Annotated in this window: 12 protein-coding genes and 1 tRNA gene; 6 read left to right on the forward strand and 7 right to left on the reverse strand. The window is 54.2% G+C overall.

What is annotated here, in order from left to right:
• The first annotated feature begins 73 nt into the window (after window positions 1-73).
• From ACP7A4_RS08970 to fabI, 6 genes are read left to right on the forward strand one after another with little or no spacing between them, the layout of a single operon-like run.
• Complete coding sequence (locus tag ACP7A4_RS08970) at window positions 74-1,903, forward strand: extracellular solute-binding protein (protein WP_426246756.1); 1,830 nt, start codon at window positions 74-76, stop codon at window positions 1,901-1,903.
• On the forward strand, window positions 1,900-3,741 hold the full coding sequence (locus tag ACP7A4_RS08975) for an extracellular solute-binding protein (RefSeq protein WP_426246468.1): 1,842 nt from the start codon (window positions 1,900-1,902) through the stop codon (window positions 3,739-3,741). Before ACP7A4_RS08970 ends, ACP7A4_RS08975 begins: the two co-directional genes overlap by 4 nt.
• The gene (locus ACP7A4_RS08980) at window positions 3,742-4,815 is read left to right on the forward strand and encodes a microcin C ABC transporter permease YejB (protein ID WP_426246470.1); all 1,074 of its coding nucleotides are present in this window, start codon (window positions 3,742-3,744) and stop codon (window positions 4,813-4,815) included.
• 1 nt (window position 4,816) lies between these two features.
• Window positions 4,817-5,836: an ABC transporter permease gene (locus ACP7A4_RS08985; protein ID WP_048363600.1), complete on the forward strand. Its 1,020-nt coding sequence runs from the start codon at window positions 4,817-4,819 to the stop codon at window positions 5,834-5,836.
• 1 nt (window position 5,837) lies between these two features.
• Entirely contained in the window at window positions 5,838-7,448 is a 1,611-nt protein-coding gene (locus tag ACP7A4_RS08990; RefSeq protein WP_426246472.1) for an ABC transporter ATP-binding protein, read from the forward strand.
• A gap of 19 nt (window positions 7,449-7,467) precedes the next feature.
• Entirely contained in the window at window positions 7,468-8,262 is a 795-nt protein-coding gene (gene fabI / locus ACP7A4_RS08995; RefSeq protein ID WP_003441378.1) for an enoyl-ACP reductase FabI, read from the forward strand.
• Between the two features lie 377 nt (window positions 8,263-8,639).
• Here the strand turns inward: fabI and ACP7A4_RS09000 are convergent, their stop codons facing one another.
• The 7 genes from ACP7A4_RS09000 to ACP7A4_RS09030 form a co-directional block, all read right to left on the reverse strand.
• Window positions 8,640-10,511: a SurA N-terminal domain-containing protein gene (locus ACP7A4_RS09000; RefSeq protein WP_203303714.1), complete on the reverse strand. Its 1,872-nt coding sequence runs from the start codon at window positions 10,509-10,511 to the stop codon at window positions 8,640-8,642.
• A 229-nt stretch (window positions 10,512-10,740) separates the two neighbouring features.
• Window positions 10,741-11,013, reverse strand: a complete 273-nt coding sequence (locus ACP7A4_RS09005; RefSeq protein WP_003183171.1) for an HU family DNA-binding protein — start codon at window positions 11,011-11,013, stop codon at window positions 10,741-10,743.
• Window positions 11,014-11,162: 149 nt separating this feature from the next.
• Window positions 11,163-13,559 (reverse strand): endopeptidase La, encoded by a 2,397-nt coding sequence (gene lon / locus ACP7A4_RS09010; RefSeq protein WP_059763131.1) that lies wholly within the window; start codon window positions 13,557-13,559, stop codon window positions 11,163-11,165.
• A gap of 163 nt (window positions 13,560-13,722) precedes the next feature.
• Window positions 13,723-15,006, reverse strand: coding sequence for an ATP-dependent Clp protease ATP-binding subunit ClpX (clpX, locus tag ACP7A4_RS09015; protein ID WP_048379377.1), 1,284 nt, complete (start codon window positions 15,004-15,006; stop codon window positions 13,723-13,725).
• 106 nt (window positions 15,007-15,112) lie between these two features.
• On the reverse strand, window positions 15,113-15,754 hold the full coding sequence (clpP, locus tag ACP7A4_RS09020) for an ATP-dependent Clp endopeptidase proteolytic subunit ClpP (protein WP_047276599.1): 642 nt from the start codon (window positions 15,752-15,754) through the stop codon (window positions 15,113-15,115).
• A gap of 91 nt (window positions 15,755-15,845) precedes the next feature.
• Window positions 15,846-17,156, reverse strand: coding sequence for a trigger factor (gene tig / locus ACP7A4_RS09025; RefSeq protein WP_059763132.1), 1,311 nt, complete (start codon window positions 17,154-17,156; stop codon window positions 15,846-15,848).
• Between the two features lie 403 nt (window positions 17,157-17,559).
• Window positions 17,560-17,644, reverse strand: a tRNA-Leu gene (locus ACP7A4_RS09030).
• Between the last annotated feature and the right edge of the window lie 37 nt (window positions 17,645-17,681).

The following is a 17,681-nucleotide window of genomic DNA, read 5'->3' on the forward strand; positions in this document are numbered from 1 at the left end:
CCTTTTTCCCGCAGATACAAGCTGTTACTGTAACCAAACCTAAGCCCAACGCCTGGATCGGATCTCTGACGTGATGCGTCCCCTCCTTTCGCTACTTATCTGCCTGGCCTTGAGCTTTCCTGCCCGCGCAACCCTCAGCGAAAGCCACGGTTATGCGCAGTTCGGCACACTCAAGTACCCGGCCACGTTCACCCATTTCGATTGGGTCAACCCTGATGCGCCCAAAGGCGGGACGCTCAAGGTCATGGCCTTTGGCACCTTTGACACGCTCAACCCCTATACCTTCAAAGGTACAAGCCCGGTATCTACCCCCAACTTTCTGCAATACGGGGTCAACGAGCTGAATGAAACACTGATGGCAGGCACTGGCCAGTACGCACCATCAGGCGACGAGCCGACCTCCAGTTACGGGTTGATCGCGCAATCCGTGGAGTACAACGAGACACGCAGTTGGGTGGTGTTCAACCTGCGGCCTGAGGCGCGCTTTCACGATGGCACTCCGATCACGGCCTCCGACGTTGCGTTCTCCTACAACCTCTTACGCAAAGAAGGCCACCCGCAGTACCGTACTCATTTGCAAGAAGTGCAGCGGGTGGACATTTTAGGCCCCAAGCGCATACGTTTTGTGTTCAAGCGCTCTGGCAACCCGCTGCTGATTCTGCGCCTCGGTGAACTGCCCGTTCTGCCTGAGCACTACTGGGCCAAACGCGACTTCAAAGCCACGACCTTTGAACCACCGCTGGGCAGTGGCCCTTATCGGATCAGCAAAGTCACGCCGGGCCGCCAAGTGGTCTTCGAACACGTCAAGAACTGGTGGGGCGCCAACCTGCCGGTCAATCGTGGCAAATACAATTTCGACCGGGTTGAGGTCGAGTTTTATCGCGACAGCGATGTCGCGTTCGAAGCCTTCAAGGCCGCAGAGTTCGACATCTACATCGAGCATCAGGCCAAGAACTGGGCCAACGGCTATAACTTCCCGGCCGTGCGCCGGGGGGATGTAATCAAAGCTCAAATCCCTCATCACATCCCGACTCAAACCCAGGGGCTGTTCATGAACAGCCGCCGCAGCACCTTCAATCAAACCAAAGTGCGTGAAGCGATGGGTATGATGTTTGATTTTGAGTGGGCCAACAGGGCGCTGTTCAATGGGGCCTACCAGCGTGCAACGAGCTTCTACCCCAACAGTGATTTCTCGGCCAGCGGTATCCCGCAGGGGCACGAATGGTTAATGCTTTCACCCTGGCGCACACAACTGCCGCCCGAATTGTTTACCCAGGCTTTTCGCCTGCCACAGACCGAGGGGCGTGGCATCCCTCGCCAAACCCTGCGCCGTGCGCTGAGTCTATTAGCTGAGAGCGGCTGGAAACTCTCAGGCCAGCGCTTGCTCAATGCAGACGGCAAACCGTTAACCTTCGAAATATTGCTGGTAAACCCCAACCTTGAGCGCATTCTGCAACCGTACGTGGAAAACCTGGCGAGCATCGGCATTGCTGCACGCCTGCGTACCGTCGACCGGGCACAGTACAAGCAGCGCCTGGATCAGTTCGATTTCGACATGATCCTCATGACCCTGGACCAAACCTTGAGCCCCGGTCTTGAGCAGTGGCAGTACTTCCACTCCAGCCAGGCCAACGTCAAGGGCAGTAAAAACTATGCGGGGGTGGCCAACCCGGTTGTCGATCAATTACTTGAAAAACTGCTGGCTGCACAAACCCGCGAAGAACAACTGGCCGCTGGCCGGGCACTGGACCGCGTCTTGTTGTGGCAGTACTACAGCATTCCTAACTGGTATCTGAACTATCACCGCCTGGCGTACCGCAACCGGTTCGCCTTCGTGACTACGCCGCCCTACAACTTGGGCCTGAGTGCGTGGTGGCTAAAGCCTACGGAGAAATCCCAATGATGCCTTTGCGTACATTGCTCAAGCCCCTCAGTGGCCTGCTATTGGCCGGCCTCAGTTGCCTGGCGCTCGCGGCGCCACAGCACGCGCTAACCCTGTACGACGAACCACCCAAATACCCGGCCAACTTCAAGCACGTTGATTATGTGAACCCGAATGCGCCAAAGGGCGGGACATTTCGCAAATCCGCCCTGGGGACTTTCGACAGCCTGAACCCGTTTATCAACAAAGGCGTACCGGCCGACAGCATCGACCTGACGTATGACACCCTGGCCCGCCAGAGCCTCGATGAACCCTTCACCGCATATGGCTTGATTGCGCAGAAAATTGAAAAGGCACCCGATAACAGCTGGGTACGTTTTTATCTGCGGCCCCAAGCCAAGTTCAATGATGGTCATCCCATTCGCGCTGAAGACGTCGTGTTCAGTTTTGATACGTTGATGAAAAACGGCTCGCCCTTGTTCAAGGGGTATTACAGCGACGTCGAAAAAGCTGTCGAAGAAAACCCGTTGCAAGTGAAGTTCGTCTTCAAACACAACAAGAACCGCGAGCTGCCATTGATCCTCGGCCAATTGCCGGTATTGCCAAAACATTGGTGGGAAACCCGCGATTTCAGCAAGGGCAACCTCGAAATACCTGTCGGCAGCGGCCCGTACACCATCACTGACATCAAGCCGGGGCGCTCGATTCGTTACGAACGCAACAAGGACTACTGGGGCAAAGACCTGCCCATCAACAAGGGGCTGTATAACTTTGACGCCATCACCATCGATTATTTCCGCGACAACAACGTGGCATTCGAGGCGCTCAAGGCAGGCCAATTTGACTACTGGTTTGAGATCAGCGCCAAAAATTGGGCCAGCGCTTATAACGTTCCGGCGGTCAAACAGGGCCGTTTAATTAAAGAAGAAATTCGCAATGCCAACCCCGCAGGCATGCAAGGCTTCATTTTTAATCTGCGCAGACCCATGTTCCAGGACATCCGGGTGCGCGAGGCGCTGAGCCTGCTATTCGACTTCGAATGGACCAACAAGCAGTTATTCAACGGTTCATATACCCGCACCAGCAGTTATTTCGAAAACTCGGAAATGGCCGCCAGCGCGCCGCCGACTGAAGAAGAGCTGGCAATTCTGGAGCCTTTGCGCGGGCAAATTCCCGATAAGGCATTTACCGAGGTATTCAAACCCGACGTCACCAATGCCACGGGCATGATTCGCGACCAACAGCGTCGCGCTTATCAATTACTGCAAGACGCCGGCTGGCGCATTGTTGACGACAAGATGGTCGATGCTCAGGGCAAGCCGGTGCGCATCGAGTTTCTGGTGGCGCAAACCGAATTCGAACGCGTTCTGCTGCCCTTCAAACGCAACCTCAGCGACTTGGGCATCGACATGCAGATTCGCCGGGTCGATGTTTCGCAATACTTGAACCGTCTGCGCTCACGGGACTTCGACATGATTATTGGCAGTTTTGCGCAGTCCAGTTCGCCCGGCAGCGAGCAGCGCGAATACTGGGAGTCGCAAAGTGCCGAAAAACCCGGCAGCCGCAACTTCATGGGGCTAAAAGACCCTGCCATTGACCAACTCACCGAAGGTCTTATCAATGCCGATTCGCGCCAGAGCCTGATCACTCATGCCCGCGCCCTGGACCGTGTGCTGCAATGGGGTTTTTACGTCATCCCCAACTGGCACATCAAAACCTGGCGCGTGGCGTATTCCAACCATATCGGCCACCCCACCGTGACCCCGTTGTATGACATCGGAATAGACACCTGGTGGGTCAAACCCGATGTCGAGCCGGTGACCTCCACCCAACCCACAAGCGAAAGCCTGGAGCCTTAGATGCTGGCGTATATATTCAGGCGACTGCTGTTGATCATTCCGACCCTGTTCGGGATCTTGCTGATTAACTTCATCATCATCCAGGCCGCGCCGGGTGGCCCGGTGGAGCAAATGATTGCCAAACTCGAAGGCTTCGACGGGGCGACCAGCCGTATCGCAGGCGGCGGCTCTGAGGTTTCGGTCGCGGGTTCCAACTACCGTGGCGCCCAAGGACTGGACCCGGCGCTGATCCAGGAAATCGAAAAAATGTACGGCTTCGACAAGCCCGCTCCCGAGCGCTTGTGGATCATGATCAAAAATTACGCCCACCTGGACTTCGGCGAGAGTTTTTTCAGGGATGCCAAAGTGATCGACCTGATCAAGGAAAAAATGCCTGTCTCCATCTCGCTTGGACTCTGGAGCACCTTGATCATGTACCTGGTGTCGATCCCGCTGGGTATCGCCAAAGCTACGCGACACGGCAGTCATTTCGACGTGTGGACCAGTTCGGCGATCATTATCGGCTATGCCATCCCGGCGTTCCTGTTTGCCATCTTATTGATCGTGGTCTTTGCCGGCGGCAGCTATCTGGACTGGTTCCCGCTACGCGGGCTGACCTCCAACAACTTCGACGAATTGAGCCTGGGCGGCAAAATCCTCGACTATTTCTGGCATCTGGCCTTACCCGTGACGGCATTGGTCATCGGCAACTTCGCCACGATGACCTTACTCACCAAAAACAGTTTCTTGGATGAGATCAACAAGCAATACGTGGTGACCGCCAAAGCCAAAGGACTGACCAATCATCGCGTGCTGTATGGCCATGTGTTTCGCAACGCGATGTTGCTGGTCATTGCCGGATTTCCATCAGCCTTTATCGGCATCTTCTTCACCGGTTCGCTATTGGTTGAGGTGATTTTCTCGCTGGATGGGTTGGGGCTTATGAGCTTTGAGGCGGCGATCAACCGCGATTACCCCGTTGTTTTTGGGACCTTGTTCATCTTCACGCTGGTAGGCCTGCTGGTGAAACTGATTGGCGACTTGTCATACACCCTGGTGGATCCGCGTATCGACTTTGAAAGCAGGGATCATTGAGATGAAGTTATCGCCCCTCAATCGACGACGCTTCGCCCGCTTTAAAGCCAATAAACGCGGCTGGTGGTCACTGTGGATCTTTTTGGTGCTCTTCGGGCTAAGCCTGGGGGCCGAGTTAATTGCCAACGACAAACCGCTGGTGATCAGCTACGACGGCGAACTGTACTTCCCGGCCCTCAAACGCTACCCCGAGACGGACTTTGGCGGCGAGTTCCCTCTGGAAGCGAACTACAAAAGCCCCTACATCCGCGAACTGCTGGCCAAGAAAGATGCCTGGGTGCTGTGGCCACCTATCCCCTATAGCTATCAGAGCATCAACTACGACTTGAAAGTCCCTGCCCCCGCACCGCCATCCGCTGAAAACTGGCTCGGCACCGACGATCAGGGTCGGGATGTGTTGGCTCGTGTGATTTATGGCTTCCGCATCTCCGTGCTGTTTGCACTGACCCTGACTATTTTGAGTTCGATTATCGGCGTGATTGCCGGAGCGCTTCAGGGGTTCTATGGCGGCTGGGTAGACCTGGCAGGCCAGCGGTTTCTGGAAATCTGGTCGGGCTTACCTGTCTTGTACCTGCTGATTATTCTCGCCAGTTTTGTGCAACCCAATTTCTGGTGGCTGTTGGGCATCATGCTGTTGTTTTCGTGGATGAGTCTGGTTGACGTGGTGCGGGCCGAATTCCTGCGCGGGCGTAACCTGGAATACGTACGCGCCGCCCGTGCCTTGGGCATGCAAGACATGGCCATCATGTATCGGCATATTTTGCCCAATGCGATGGTATCGACCATGACGTTCATGCCGTTCATTTTGACCGGTGCCATTGGCACTCTGACCGCACTGGACTTTTTAGGCTTCGGCCTGCCGCCGGGCGCGCCGTCTCTGGGCGAACTGGTGGCACAGGGCAAATCCAACCTGCAAGCACCTTGGCTGGGGATCAGCGCGTTTGCGGTGCTGGCAATCATGCTCAGTTTGTTGGTGTTTATCGGTGAGTCCGCTCGCGATGCTTTCGACCCGAGGAAATGAGATGACGCAGGACAATCTGATAGAAGTGCGCGATCTTTCCGTGGAGTTTGTAGCCGGTGAGCAGCCACAACGCGTGGTGCAAAACATCAGCTTTGATATCAGGCGTGGCGAAACACTGGCGCTTGTAGGCGAAAGCGGATCAGGCAAGTCAGTCACTGCCCACTCCATCCTGAGACTGCTGCCCTACCCCATCGCTCGCCATCCCGGCGGTAGCATTCAGTATGCCGGGCAGGACTTATTGAGCCTGGACGAAAAAAAACTGCGCCATATTCGCGGCAATCGAATTGCCATGATTTTTCAAGAACCCATGACCTCGCTCAACCCCCTGCACAGCATTGAAAAACAAATCAACGAAGTGCTCGGCATCCACAAAGGGCTGTCAGGCAAGGCCGCCACTGAGCGCACGCTGGAGCTGCTGGATCTGGTAGGCATCCCTGAGCCGCGCAAACGCCTCAAAGCCTTGCCACACGAGCTCTCGGGCGGTCAGAGACAACGTGTAATGATTGCCATGGCCCTGGCAAATGAACCCGAGCTGCTGATCGCGGACGAACCCACCACGGCGCTGGACGTCACCGTGCAGCTCAAAATCCTCGATTTACTCAAGGATTTGCAGGCACGGCTGGGCATGTCGCTGTTACTGATCAGTCACGATTTGAACTTGGTAAGACGAATTGCGCACAGAGTATGTGTCATGCAGCGCGGTTGCATCGTCGAACAAGCATCGTGTGAACAGCTGTTCCGTTCGCCACAGCATCCCTATACCCGGGAACTGCTCAGTGCAGAACCCCGTGGCGGTCCGGCCGATACCCTTGCGGGCCCGCCATTGCTGGAAGTCGAGAACCTGAAAGTCTGGTTCCCGATCAAGAAAGGGCTGTTGCGCAAAACCGTTGATTACGTAAAAGCGGTCGACGGCATTAACTTCAGCCTGCCCCGCGGTCAAACGCTGGGCATTGTGGGAGAAAGCGGATCAGGCAAATCGACCTTGGGCCTGGCCATTTTGCGGCTGATTGCAAGCCAGGGCGTGATTCGTTTCGAAGACAAACAGCTAAACTGCTTGTCGCAAAAAGAAGTCCGGCCGTTACGCCGGCAAATGCAGGTGGTGTTTCAAGACCCGTTTGGCAGCCTCAGCCCACGCATGAGCGTCAGCGAGATTGTGGGTGAGGGGTTGCGCATTCACCAAATGGGCACCGCGCAAGAGCAGGAAGTAGCAATTATTGAAGCATTGCGTGAAGTAGGTCTGGATCCGGAAACCCGGCACCGTTACCCTCACGAGTTTTCAGGTGGACAACGGCAGAGAATCGCCATTGCCCGCGCATTAGTGTTAAAGCCAGCGTTGATTCTGCTGGACGAGCCAACCTCTGCGTTGGACAGAACCGTACAACGCCAGGTCGTCGAACTCTTGCGCTCGCTGCAAGCCAAGTACAACCTGACGTATTTGTTTATCAGCCATGATTTGGCGGTAGTCAAAGCGCTGAGCCACCAATTGATGGTGGTCAAGCAAGGCCAAGTGGTCGAACAAGGTGATGCGCAACGTATTTTTGCCTCACCGCAACATGCATATACACAACAGCTACTGGAAGCTGCCTTTTTGGCACCAGTAGCTGTCGATTAATCTGATAGAGGAACAACACATGGGTTTTCTCGCCGGTAAGCGCGTCCTGATCGTCGGTGTCGCTAGCAAATTGTCCATCGCTTCTGGCATTGCTGCCGCCATGCACCGTGAAGGCGCTGAACTTGCTTTCACTTATCAGAACGAAAAGCTTAAAGGCCGCGTTGAAGAGTTCGCAGCAGGTTGGGGTTCCAACCCTGAGCTGTGCTTCCCTTGTGACGTTGCCAGCGATGAAGAAATCGCCAAGGTCTTCGAAGACTTGAGCAAGAAGTGGGACGGCCTGGACTGCATCGTTCACTCCGTAGGTTTCGCACCGGGCGACCAACTGGACGGCGACTTCACCGACGCCACCACCCGTGAGGGCTTCCGCATTGCTCACGACATCAGCGCCTACAGCTTCGTGGCCCTGGCCAAAGCCGGTCGCCCGATGATGAAAGGCCGCAATGGCAGCCTGCTGACCCTGTCCTACCTGGGCGCTGAGCGAACTATGCCTAACTACAACGTGATGGGCATGGCAAAGGCCAGCCTTGAAGCGGGCGTACGTTACCTGGCGGGTAGCCTGGGCCCGGAAGGCACCCGTGTTAACTGCGTATCAGCCGGTCCGATCCGCACCTTGGCTGCTTCGGGCATCAAGAACTTCCGTAAAATGCTGGCGGCTAACGAAGCGCAAACACCGCTGCGTCGTAACGTCACCATCGACGAAGTCGGCAATGCTGGCGCCTTCTTGTGCTCCGATTTGGCGTCGGGCATCAGCGGCGAAATCATGTATGTAGACGGTGGCTTCAACACCACCGCAATGGGCAGCCTCGAGGAGTAAACCTTCGCTGGCGCTCCATTAAAAACGCCCGGCGCAGTGATGCGCCGGGCGTTTTTCGTTGCAGGGAACACATTGGATTTTGCACTGATCACAACGCCGCGTATGACACGCGCAGGCCATTGGATTGTGGGTGTTGGCGTAGCCGTTGCCGAATGGGTGGTTCGATTGCGAAGCAGTCGTAAACCCGATGACGGCGGGGCGCTTGACACCCCAACCTGAATGCCTTTACGACCGCTACGCCTGTGGCCGTAGCCTCGCATTACTCGTCAACTGCTACAGGCTTAGCCTGCCGGCTCAGAGCACCTACATGTCTTCGCAGCCATAAAAAATGGCCGCTCATTGAGCGGCCATTTTTAGTGAAGCGCGGGATCCAACGCTTAGTAGCGCTCGACCTTCGCTTCGTTTTCCAACTGCTTGCGATACGCAGCAAAGTCTTGCTGGCCTGCACGCGAAGCGAGGAAGCGACGATAAGACGCTTTTTCCTCTTCAGTCGGCTTGGCGGCATCGTTGACACCGTTCAAACGCAACACAACCACACTGCCATCGGCCAAGGTCACACTGCCAAACGTCGGCTTGTCCTTGGCGGCAGGCTTAGGCATACGGAACACCGCTTGCAGCACGGCCGGGTCGATCCCGTCCTGACCACGCGCCACCGCTTCCTCAACCTTCCATGACTGACCATCAATTGGCTGATTCAACGGCAATTTGCCATCGCGCAGACCTTTAATGATGTCTTCAGCTTTGGTTTTGGCCGCCGCACTCGCGTGCTCTTTAACCAACTGAGCACGGATGCTTGAAGCAACGGCGTCCAGCGGTAACTGCTCTGGCTTGCGATGCTCTTTGACGCGCAGCACAACAACTGTCTCAGGATCGAGCTCGATGGCGGTGCTGTTGGCACCTTCATCCATGACTTCGGTGCTGAATGCGGCTTGAACCACAGCGCGATTGGCGGCAACGCCCTCGCCCCCTTCACGGCCAAATGGCGCAGACGTATGAACTGTAAGTTTCAGTTCTTGAGCCGGCTGGGCCAGATCAGATGCTTCGAAAGCCGAATCTTCTAGCTGCTTGCTGGCATCGACAAAACGCTGCTCAACCTGTTGAGTCTTCAGATCACGCGTCAATTTGTCTTTGAGACTGGCAAAGCTTGGAACTTCTGGCGCTTCGACACCTAACAGCTTGATCAGGTGATAACCAAAGCTGGTGCGCACAGGCTGCGACACTTGATCTTTGTTGAGCGCATACAGTGCTGTTTCAAAGACAGGATCGTAAACACCCGGCCCGGCGAAGCCCAGATCACCACCATTGGCGGCCGAACCCGGATCTTGAGAGAACTCTTTGGCTAACGCCTCAAAGCTTTCGCCTTTATCCAGGCGCTGCTGAATTTCAGCGATCTTGGCTTTGGCCTGTTCATCGCTGACTTTGTCATTGACCTCAATCAGGATGTGCGCAGCACGACGCTGCTCGGCCAGATTGGCGATCTCTTTCTGATACAACGCTTGCAGCTCTTCGTCCTTAACCGCCACCTGATCGAAAAAGGCTGACTTCTTCAATTCGATGTAGTCGATAACGACCTGATCAGGGGTCATGAACTCTTTGGCGTGCTCGTCGTAGTAAGCCTTGACTTCGTCATCGGTCAATTTCACCGCAGCCGGATCGGCCTTGATGTTCAACGAAGCGAAATCACGGGTTTGTTTTTCAAGACGGGCGAACGCGTTGACCTGTTCATCGGTTACAAAACCGCTGCCTGCCAAGCCGGCACGCAACTGACCGATCAACATTTCCTCAGCCAGCATGTCGCGAAATTGCAGGCGGCCGTAACCCAGCTGACGAATCACTTGATCGAATCGCTCAGGGCTGAATTTGCCATCTGCCTGGAATTCAGGCGTTTGCAAAATGACCTGATCCAAGGCTGCTTCCGAGAAAGAGAACTTGGCCTGATTAGCCCCCTGGAGCAACAGCTTGCGGTCAATCAACCCTTTGAGGGCCGCTTCACGCAGCATCTTCTCGTCCAGCAAAGAGGCATCAAAATCTTTTCCTAGCTGCTGCATCAACTGGCGACGTTGCATGTCGACAGCTTGGCTGAGCTCGGTTTGAGTGATCTCTTCACCGTTTACCTTGGCGGCATCCTTGCTGGTAGAGGTGGCTTGAAAAATGGCATCGAAACCGGTCAACGCCATTAACGCGACGATGACACCGATGATGGTCTTGGCAATCCAGCCTTGTGAATTGTCCCTGATATTTTGCAGCATGCTTCCCCCAGAAACGGTCTTACTTAATGAACAACCGTGGAGCGTGGGTAGAGTCCGGATAGAAGAAAGGCGCATCCGAGGATGCGCCTTCTCGTAACTGGCGGAGCGGACCGGGCTCGAACCCGCGACCCCCGGCGTAACAGATCGATGTTGACATCGACTGCACTACCGCTCCGCTGCCAAGCCTGGCGTGCGCCTGACCCGGTTGGGTAAAAGGTATTACAGAAACTTAGTTAACCGCTTCTTTCAGTGCTTTACCGGCTTTGAAACCAGGTTTTTTAGCAGCAGGAATTTCCAGCGTTTTACCGGTCTGTGGGTTACGACCCGTACGAGCAGGACGATCGGTCACAGAGAAAGTACCAAAGCCAACCAGTACCACAGAGTCGCCAGCCTTAAGAGCGCCAGTGACGGATTCGATCACTGCGTCCAGCGCACGGCCAGCAGCAGCTTTCGGGATATCAGCAGATGCAGCGATAGCATCAATCAGTTCCGACTTGTTCACTCTAAGTCCCCTTATATCTATCTGAGAATGTTTCTAAAGTTTTTTTGGTAAAAGCAAAACGACTGCTGAAGCACTTACGGACACTTATAGAGCCGCTTTATAACAAGGGCTCTAAAAAGCGTCAAGAAAGCCCATCAGGCGAATCCGTATTAATGCGTGCTAATTCTTTCCTTAGAGTCAGACTCGCGCTTGTCGTCCTTGGCAACAATCTCGGGAGCCACATCCGGTAAGGGCTCCGGCGCGTATTGCAGCGCAATTTGCAGGACCTCGTCAATCCATTTAACCGGTTTGATTTGAAGATCCTGTTTGATGTTGTCAGGAATTTCCTTCAGATCACGGACATTTTCTTCAGGAATAATGACTGTCTTAATCCCGCCCCGATGAGCAGCCAATAATTTTTCCTTCAGGCCACCGATCGCCAATACCTGACCACGCAGGGTGATCTCACCCGTCATGGCGACATCCGCGCGCACCGGAATCAATGTCAGTGCGGAGACCAAAGCCGTGCACATACCAACACCCGCGCTCGGGCCATCCTTGGGTGTAGCCCCTTCTGGCATATGGATGTGAACATCACGTTTTTCGTTGAAATCCAATGGGATACCAAGGCTTTTGGCACGACTGCGAACGACCGTCAGCGCCGCCGTGATCGACTCGATCATCACGTCACCGAGCGAACCCGTCTTGATCAATTGCCCTTTACCCGGCACAACCGCCGCTTCAATCGTCAACAATTCGCCACCGACCTGAGTCCAGGCCAAACCCGTCACTTGACCAATCTGGTCCTGCTGCTCGGCCAGTCCATAGCTGAATTTTCTTACGCCCAAAAAGTGCTCAAGAAGATCAGCGGTGACCGTGACGCAGAAGCGTTTCTCCATCACATGTTCTTTCACTGCCTTGCGGCAGATCTTGGCAATTTGACGCTCAAGGCCTCGAACGCCCGCTTCACGCGTGTAGTAACGAATGATGTCGCGAATAGCTTCGTTATCAAATGCCAGCTCACCTTTTTTCAGGCCGTTGGCCTCAATTTGCTTGGGCGCGAGGTACTTGACGGCGATGTTGATTTTTTCGTCTTCCGTGTAACCCGGCAAACGAATGACCTCCATCCGGTCCAGCAATGCGGGCGGAATATTCATCGAATTGGAGGTACACAAGAACATGACGTCGGAAAGGTCGTAGTCGACCTCCAGGTAATGGTCGTTGAAGCTGTGATTCTGCTCAGGATCGAGCACTTCAAGCAATGCAGACGCAGGGTCGCCACGCATGTCACTGCCCATCTTGTCGATCTCGTCAAGCAAGAACAATGGGTTGCGAACACCCACCTTAGTCATTTTTTGAATCAATCTACCGGGCATCGAACCGATGTAGGTACGGCGGTGACCGCGAATTTCTGCTTCGTCACGCACGCCACCCAGGGCCATACGCACGAATTTTCGGTTTGTAGCGTGAGCAATCGACTCCGCAAGAGACGTTTTACCCACACCCGGAGGCCCTACCAGGCACAGGACCGGGCCACGAATCTTCTTCACGCGCTTTTGCACGGCGAGGTATTCAAGGATCCGCTCTTTGACTTCCTCCAGACCATAATGGTCTGCATCCAGGATGTCTTCAGCACGCTTGAGGTCAAGGCGAACCTTACTCTGCGCCTTCCACGGCACCTGAACCAACCAGTCGATATAAGACCGCACAACCGTGGCTTCAGCCGACATCGGAGACATTTGCTTGAGCTTGTTCAGCTCAGCCAGCGCCTTGGTCATTGCATCTTTGGGCAGGCCTGCCGCATCGATGCGCTTTTTCAGTTCTTCAATTTCATTGTGACCTTCGTCACCATCACCCAGCTCTTTCTGAATAGCCTTCATCTGCTCATTCAGGTAGTACTCACGCTGGCTGCGCTCCATCTGCTTTTTGACACGACCGCGAATACGCTTTTCAACTTGCAGCAGGTCAATCTCGGCATCCAGCAGGGCCAGGACGTGTTCAACCCGGGTTTGCAAATCGATGATTTCGAGAATTTCTTGCTTCTGCTCGATCTTGAGGGCCATGTGGGCCGCCATCGTATCGACCAAGCGGCTTGGCTCATCAATGCTGTTAAGCGAGGACAACACCTCAGCCGGGACCTTTTTGCCCAACTGCACATACTGCTCAAATTGAGAAAGCAGGCTGCGTACAAACACTTCAGACTCACGCTCAGGCGCTGCGGTCTCATCAATCAAAGAGACTTCAGCACTCAGATACCCGTCAGCCTGACCAAATTTCTCGACCGCACCGCGCTGCTCACCCTCAACCAATACCTTAACGGTGCCATCTGGCAGCTTAAGCAGTTGCAAAACGGTGGCAATAGTACCCACACCATAAAGTGATTCAGCACTCGGATCGTCGTCAGCAGGGTTTTTTTGAGCCAACAGCAAGATCTGCTTGTCGCCCGTCATCGCTGCCTCAAGGGCCTCGATCGATTTCTCGCGTCCCACGAACAGTGGGATCACCATGTGCGGATACACAACGACATCACGCAACGGCAGGAGAGGCAATTCGATGGTTGTCTTCATGATTTCGCCTCTACGGCGGCCATAAGGCCGTAATCAGATGGAAGTAAGCTTGAAGCCAAGATGGGGGCTGTCTCTAAAAAAAACAAGCGCTGAAGAGCAGGAAAAACAAAGGGGCCCTAAGGCCCCTTCATTAACACGCACCATGTAACAAACAGCTACACAATTACGCGTCGGGTGCAGCCTTGGCAGTCGCTTCGTTGTTTTCATAAATCAACAACGGCTTGGACTTGCCTTCTATAACGCTTTCGTCGATCACCACTTTACTCACCTCGGATTGCGAGGGGATTTCATACATAGTGTCGAGCAAGACGCCTTCAAGAATCGAACGCAAACCACGAGCGCCTGTCTTGCGCTCAAGCGCACGCTTGGCCACAGCTTTCAAAGCATCAGCACGGAACTCGAGATCGACACCTTCCATCTCGAACAGCTTGCCGTATTGCTTGGTCAAGGCGTTCTTCGGCTCAGTGAGGATCTGCATCAACGCAGCCTCATCCAGTTCGTCCAACGTCGCCAAAACAGGAAGACGCCCGACAAACTCAGGGATCAGACCGAACTTGACCAAATCGTCAGGTTCGACTTCACGCAGGGATTCGCCAACCTTCTTGCCCTCTTCCTTGCTGCGTACTTCGGCGCTAAAGCCGATACCGCCACGCGTCGATCGAGCCTGTACAACCTTCTCCAGACCCGAGAACGCACCGCCACAGATAAAGAGAATGTTGCGGGTATCAACCTGCAAAAACTCTTGCTGCGGGTGCTTACGGCCACCCTGAGGCGGAACGGAAGCAACAGTGCCTTCAATCAATTTCAACAAGGCTTGCTGTACACCTTCACCGGAAACGTCACGGGTGATTGAAGGGTTATCAGACTTGCGCGAAATCTTGTCGATTTCATCGATGTAAACGATGCCCATCTGGGCCTTTTCTACATCGTAATCGCACTTCTGCAGCAGCTTCTGAATGATGTTTTCGACATCCTCACCCACATAACCCGCTTCGGTAAGCGTGGTTGCGTCAGCAATTGTGAAAGGCACATTCAGCAGACGAGCCAAGGTTTCCGCCAGCAGGGTTTTACCCGAACCGGTAGGACCAATAAGCAGGATGTTGCTCTTGCCAAGCTCGACATCGTCGTTCTTTTTGTCACGCTGGTTGAGGCGTTTGTAGTGGTTGTATACCGCTACAGCCAAAACCTTTTTGGCACGTTCCTGACCAATAACGTATTGATCAAGGATGCCGCTGATTTCTTTTGGCGATGGTAATTTATGCGCGCTGCTCTCGGCCTGGGCTTCCTGCACCTCCTCACGGATGATGTCATTGCACAGGTCGACGCATTCGTCGCAGATAAAGACCGAGGGGCCGGCAATCAATTTGCGCACTTCATGCTGGCTTTTGCCACAGAAGGAGCAATAGAGCAATTTGCCGTTGTCCTCGCCGTTGCGGGTGTCAGTCATTCGATCGATCCAAATCCGATAGGCTTGCAACACAAGATGAAGGCAACTGCGGGCTTTTTCAAGTCCGCAGGTGGTCGGTTAATCCAACCACCCACATTTGCGCTGCTTAAGCGGGCATTTGACGCTTGCTGAATACTGAGTCGATCAGGCCATACTCGGCTGCACGCTCGGCACTCATGAAGTTGTCACGCTCAGTATCACGCTCGATGGTCTCGAGTGTTTGACCCGTGTGATGCGCCAACAGCGAGTTCAAACGATGACGGATATTGAGGATTTCCTTGGCGTGAATGTCGATATCCGACGCCTGGCCCTGGAAACCGCCCAATGGCTGGTGAATCATCATGCGCGAGTTAGGCAAGCAGTGACGCTTGCCTGGTGCGCCGCCAGCCAACAGGAATGCACCCATGCTGCACGCTTGACCAATGCAGATGGTCGACACGTCTGGCTTGATGAACTGCATGGTGTCGTAGATCGACATACCTGCAGTTACCGAGCCGCCAGGAGAGTTGATGTAAAGATGGATGTCCTTGTCCGGGTTTTCGGCTTCAAGGAAGAGCAACTGCGCCGCAACCAGGTTCGCCATGTAATCTTCTACAGGGCCTACCAGGAAGATGATCCGCTCCTTCAACAGGCGCGAATAGATGTCATAGGCGCGCTCGCCACGGGCGGACTGCTCAACAACCATCGGGACCAAGCCGCCAGCGGCTTGAATGTCAGAGTTCTGCTGCATATAAGAATTGCGGGACATGTCCTGCAGTCACTCCCAAATAGTTCTGTCTTGAATACGCATAAGCCAGCGCGAGGCTGGCTTATGGTAGTGTTTTCCAACGAGTCCGAAATCAGTCGGCTTGTGGAGCTTCCACCGGCTTGACAGCTTCTTCGTAAGAGACCGACTTGTCGGTCACCTTAGCCTTCTGCAGAACAGTATCCACAACTTGCTCTTCCAGCACAACCGAACGAACTTCGTTCAATTGCTGGTCGTTTTTGTAGTACCAAGCTACAACCTGCTCTGGCTCCTGATAGGCGGAAGCCATTTCCTGGATCATTTCGCGAACGCGATCTTCATCAGGCTTGAGGTCGAACTGCTTAACCACTTCAGCCACGATCAAGCCCAGCACTACGCGACGCTTGGCTTGCTCTTCAAACAGCTCAGCAGGCAGTTGATCCGGCTTGATGTTACCGCCGAATTGCTGGACTGCCTGAACGCGCAGGCGGTCTACTTCGCTCGACAGCAGAGCCTTTGGCACTTCAATCGGGTTGGCAGCCAGCAGGCCTTCCATTACCTGATTTTTGACCTTGGACTTGATGGCCTGACGCAGCTCACGCTCCATGTTCTTACGAACTTCGGCGCGGAAACCTTCAATACCTGTCTCTTTAATACCGAATTGAGCGAAGAATTCTTCGTTCAATTCAGGCAGTTTTGGCTCAGAAACAGTATTCACAGTCACCGTGAACTCAGCAGTTTTACCTGCCAGGTCCAGGTTCTGGTAGTCCTCAGGGAATGTCAGGGTCAGAACGCGCTCTTCGCCTGCTTTGGCGCCGACCAGGCCATCTTCAAAGCCCGGAATCATGCGGCCCGAACCCAGTACCAACTGAGTACCCTTGGCGGAGCCGCCTGCGAATACTTCACCATCAACCTTGCCAACGAAATCGATATTCAGTTGGTCTTCGTTCTGAGCAGCACGCTCAGTCACTTCAAAGCGGGTGTTCTGCTTGCGCAGCACGTCCAGCATTTTGTCCAGGTCGGCATCAGCCACTTCAGCGCTCAGGCGCTCAACAGCGATGGTGTCCAGACCCGTGACTTCGAACTCCGGGAAAACTTCGAAAGTTGCGATGTATTCCAGATCCTTGCCTTTTTCGAACACTTTAGGTTCTACGGATGGCTGGCCCGCCGGGTTCAGCTTTTGCTCAACCACTGCTTCATAAAAAGAAGCCTGGATGATGTTGCCCAGCGCTTCTTGACGCGCATCAGCTTCGTAACGCTGACGGATCACGCTCATTGGCACCTTGCCTGGACGGAAGCCCGGGATCTTGGCCTTTTGGGCAGTCTGTTGCAGACGCTTGTTGACTTCAGCCTCAATACGCTCAGCTGGCACGCCAATGGTCATGCGACGCTCAAGAGCGGAAGTATTTTCAACAGAAACTTGCATGGATATTCCTCGTTGCACAGACGTTAGCCGGCCGTTTCCGACCCCATAATCAAGGGCATGCATTCTAGTGGGTCAAACTCAAGAAGTCACCCTACCGCATTCGTGCAAAGAAACAGCAGACACATTAATAAGGTGCAAACAATAATTTGCTTACCACCTCAGTACACATTTTTTACGCTCAAGCCCTAATTTAGAGGCTCAACAGATGCCACCCACTCACCCAGCAGACACCTGAGCACACCGTTACAAAAAACGAACGATGCGCTGCACGCATTAACGCAACACGTACAAAGCTAACCAGGAACGCATAACGAACCCGATAAATTAAATCGCCAGAACGAAAAAAGCGCAGCCCTTTTCAGGTGCTGCGCCTTTTTTCAGCTGGTAGATGAACTACCAAATTTGGTGCGGACGGAGAGACTCGAACTCTCACACCTTGCGGCGCTGGAACCTAAATCCAGTGTGTCTACCAATTCCACCACATCCGCATTTCAAACTTTTGAAGCAAAGACGCCAGACTATTAA

The sequence above is a fragment of the Pseudomonas sp. TWR3-1-1 genome (assembly GCF_049896545.1).
Classification (GTDB): Bacteria; Pseudomonadota; Gammaproteobacteria; order Pseudomonadales; family Pseudomonadaceae; genus Aquipseudomonas; species Aquipseudomonas weihenstephanensis.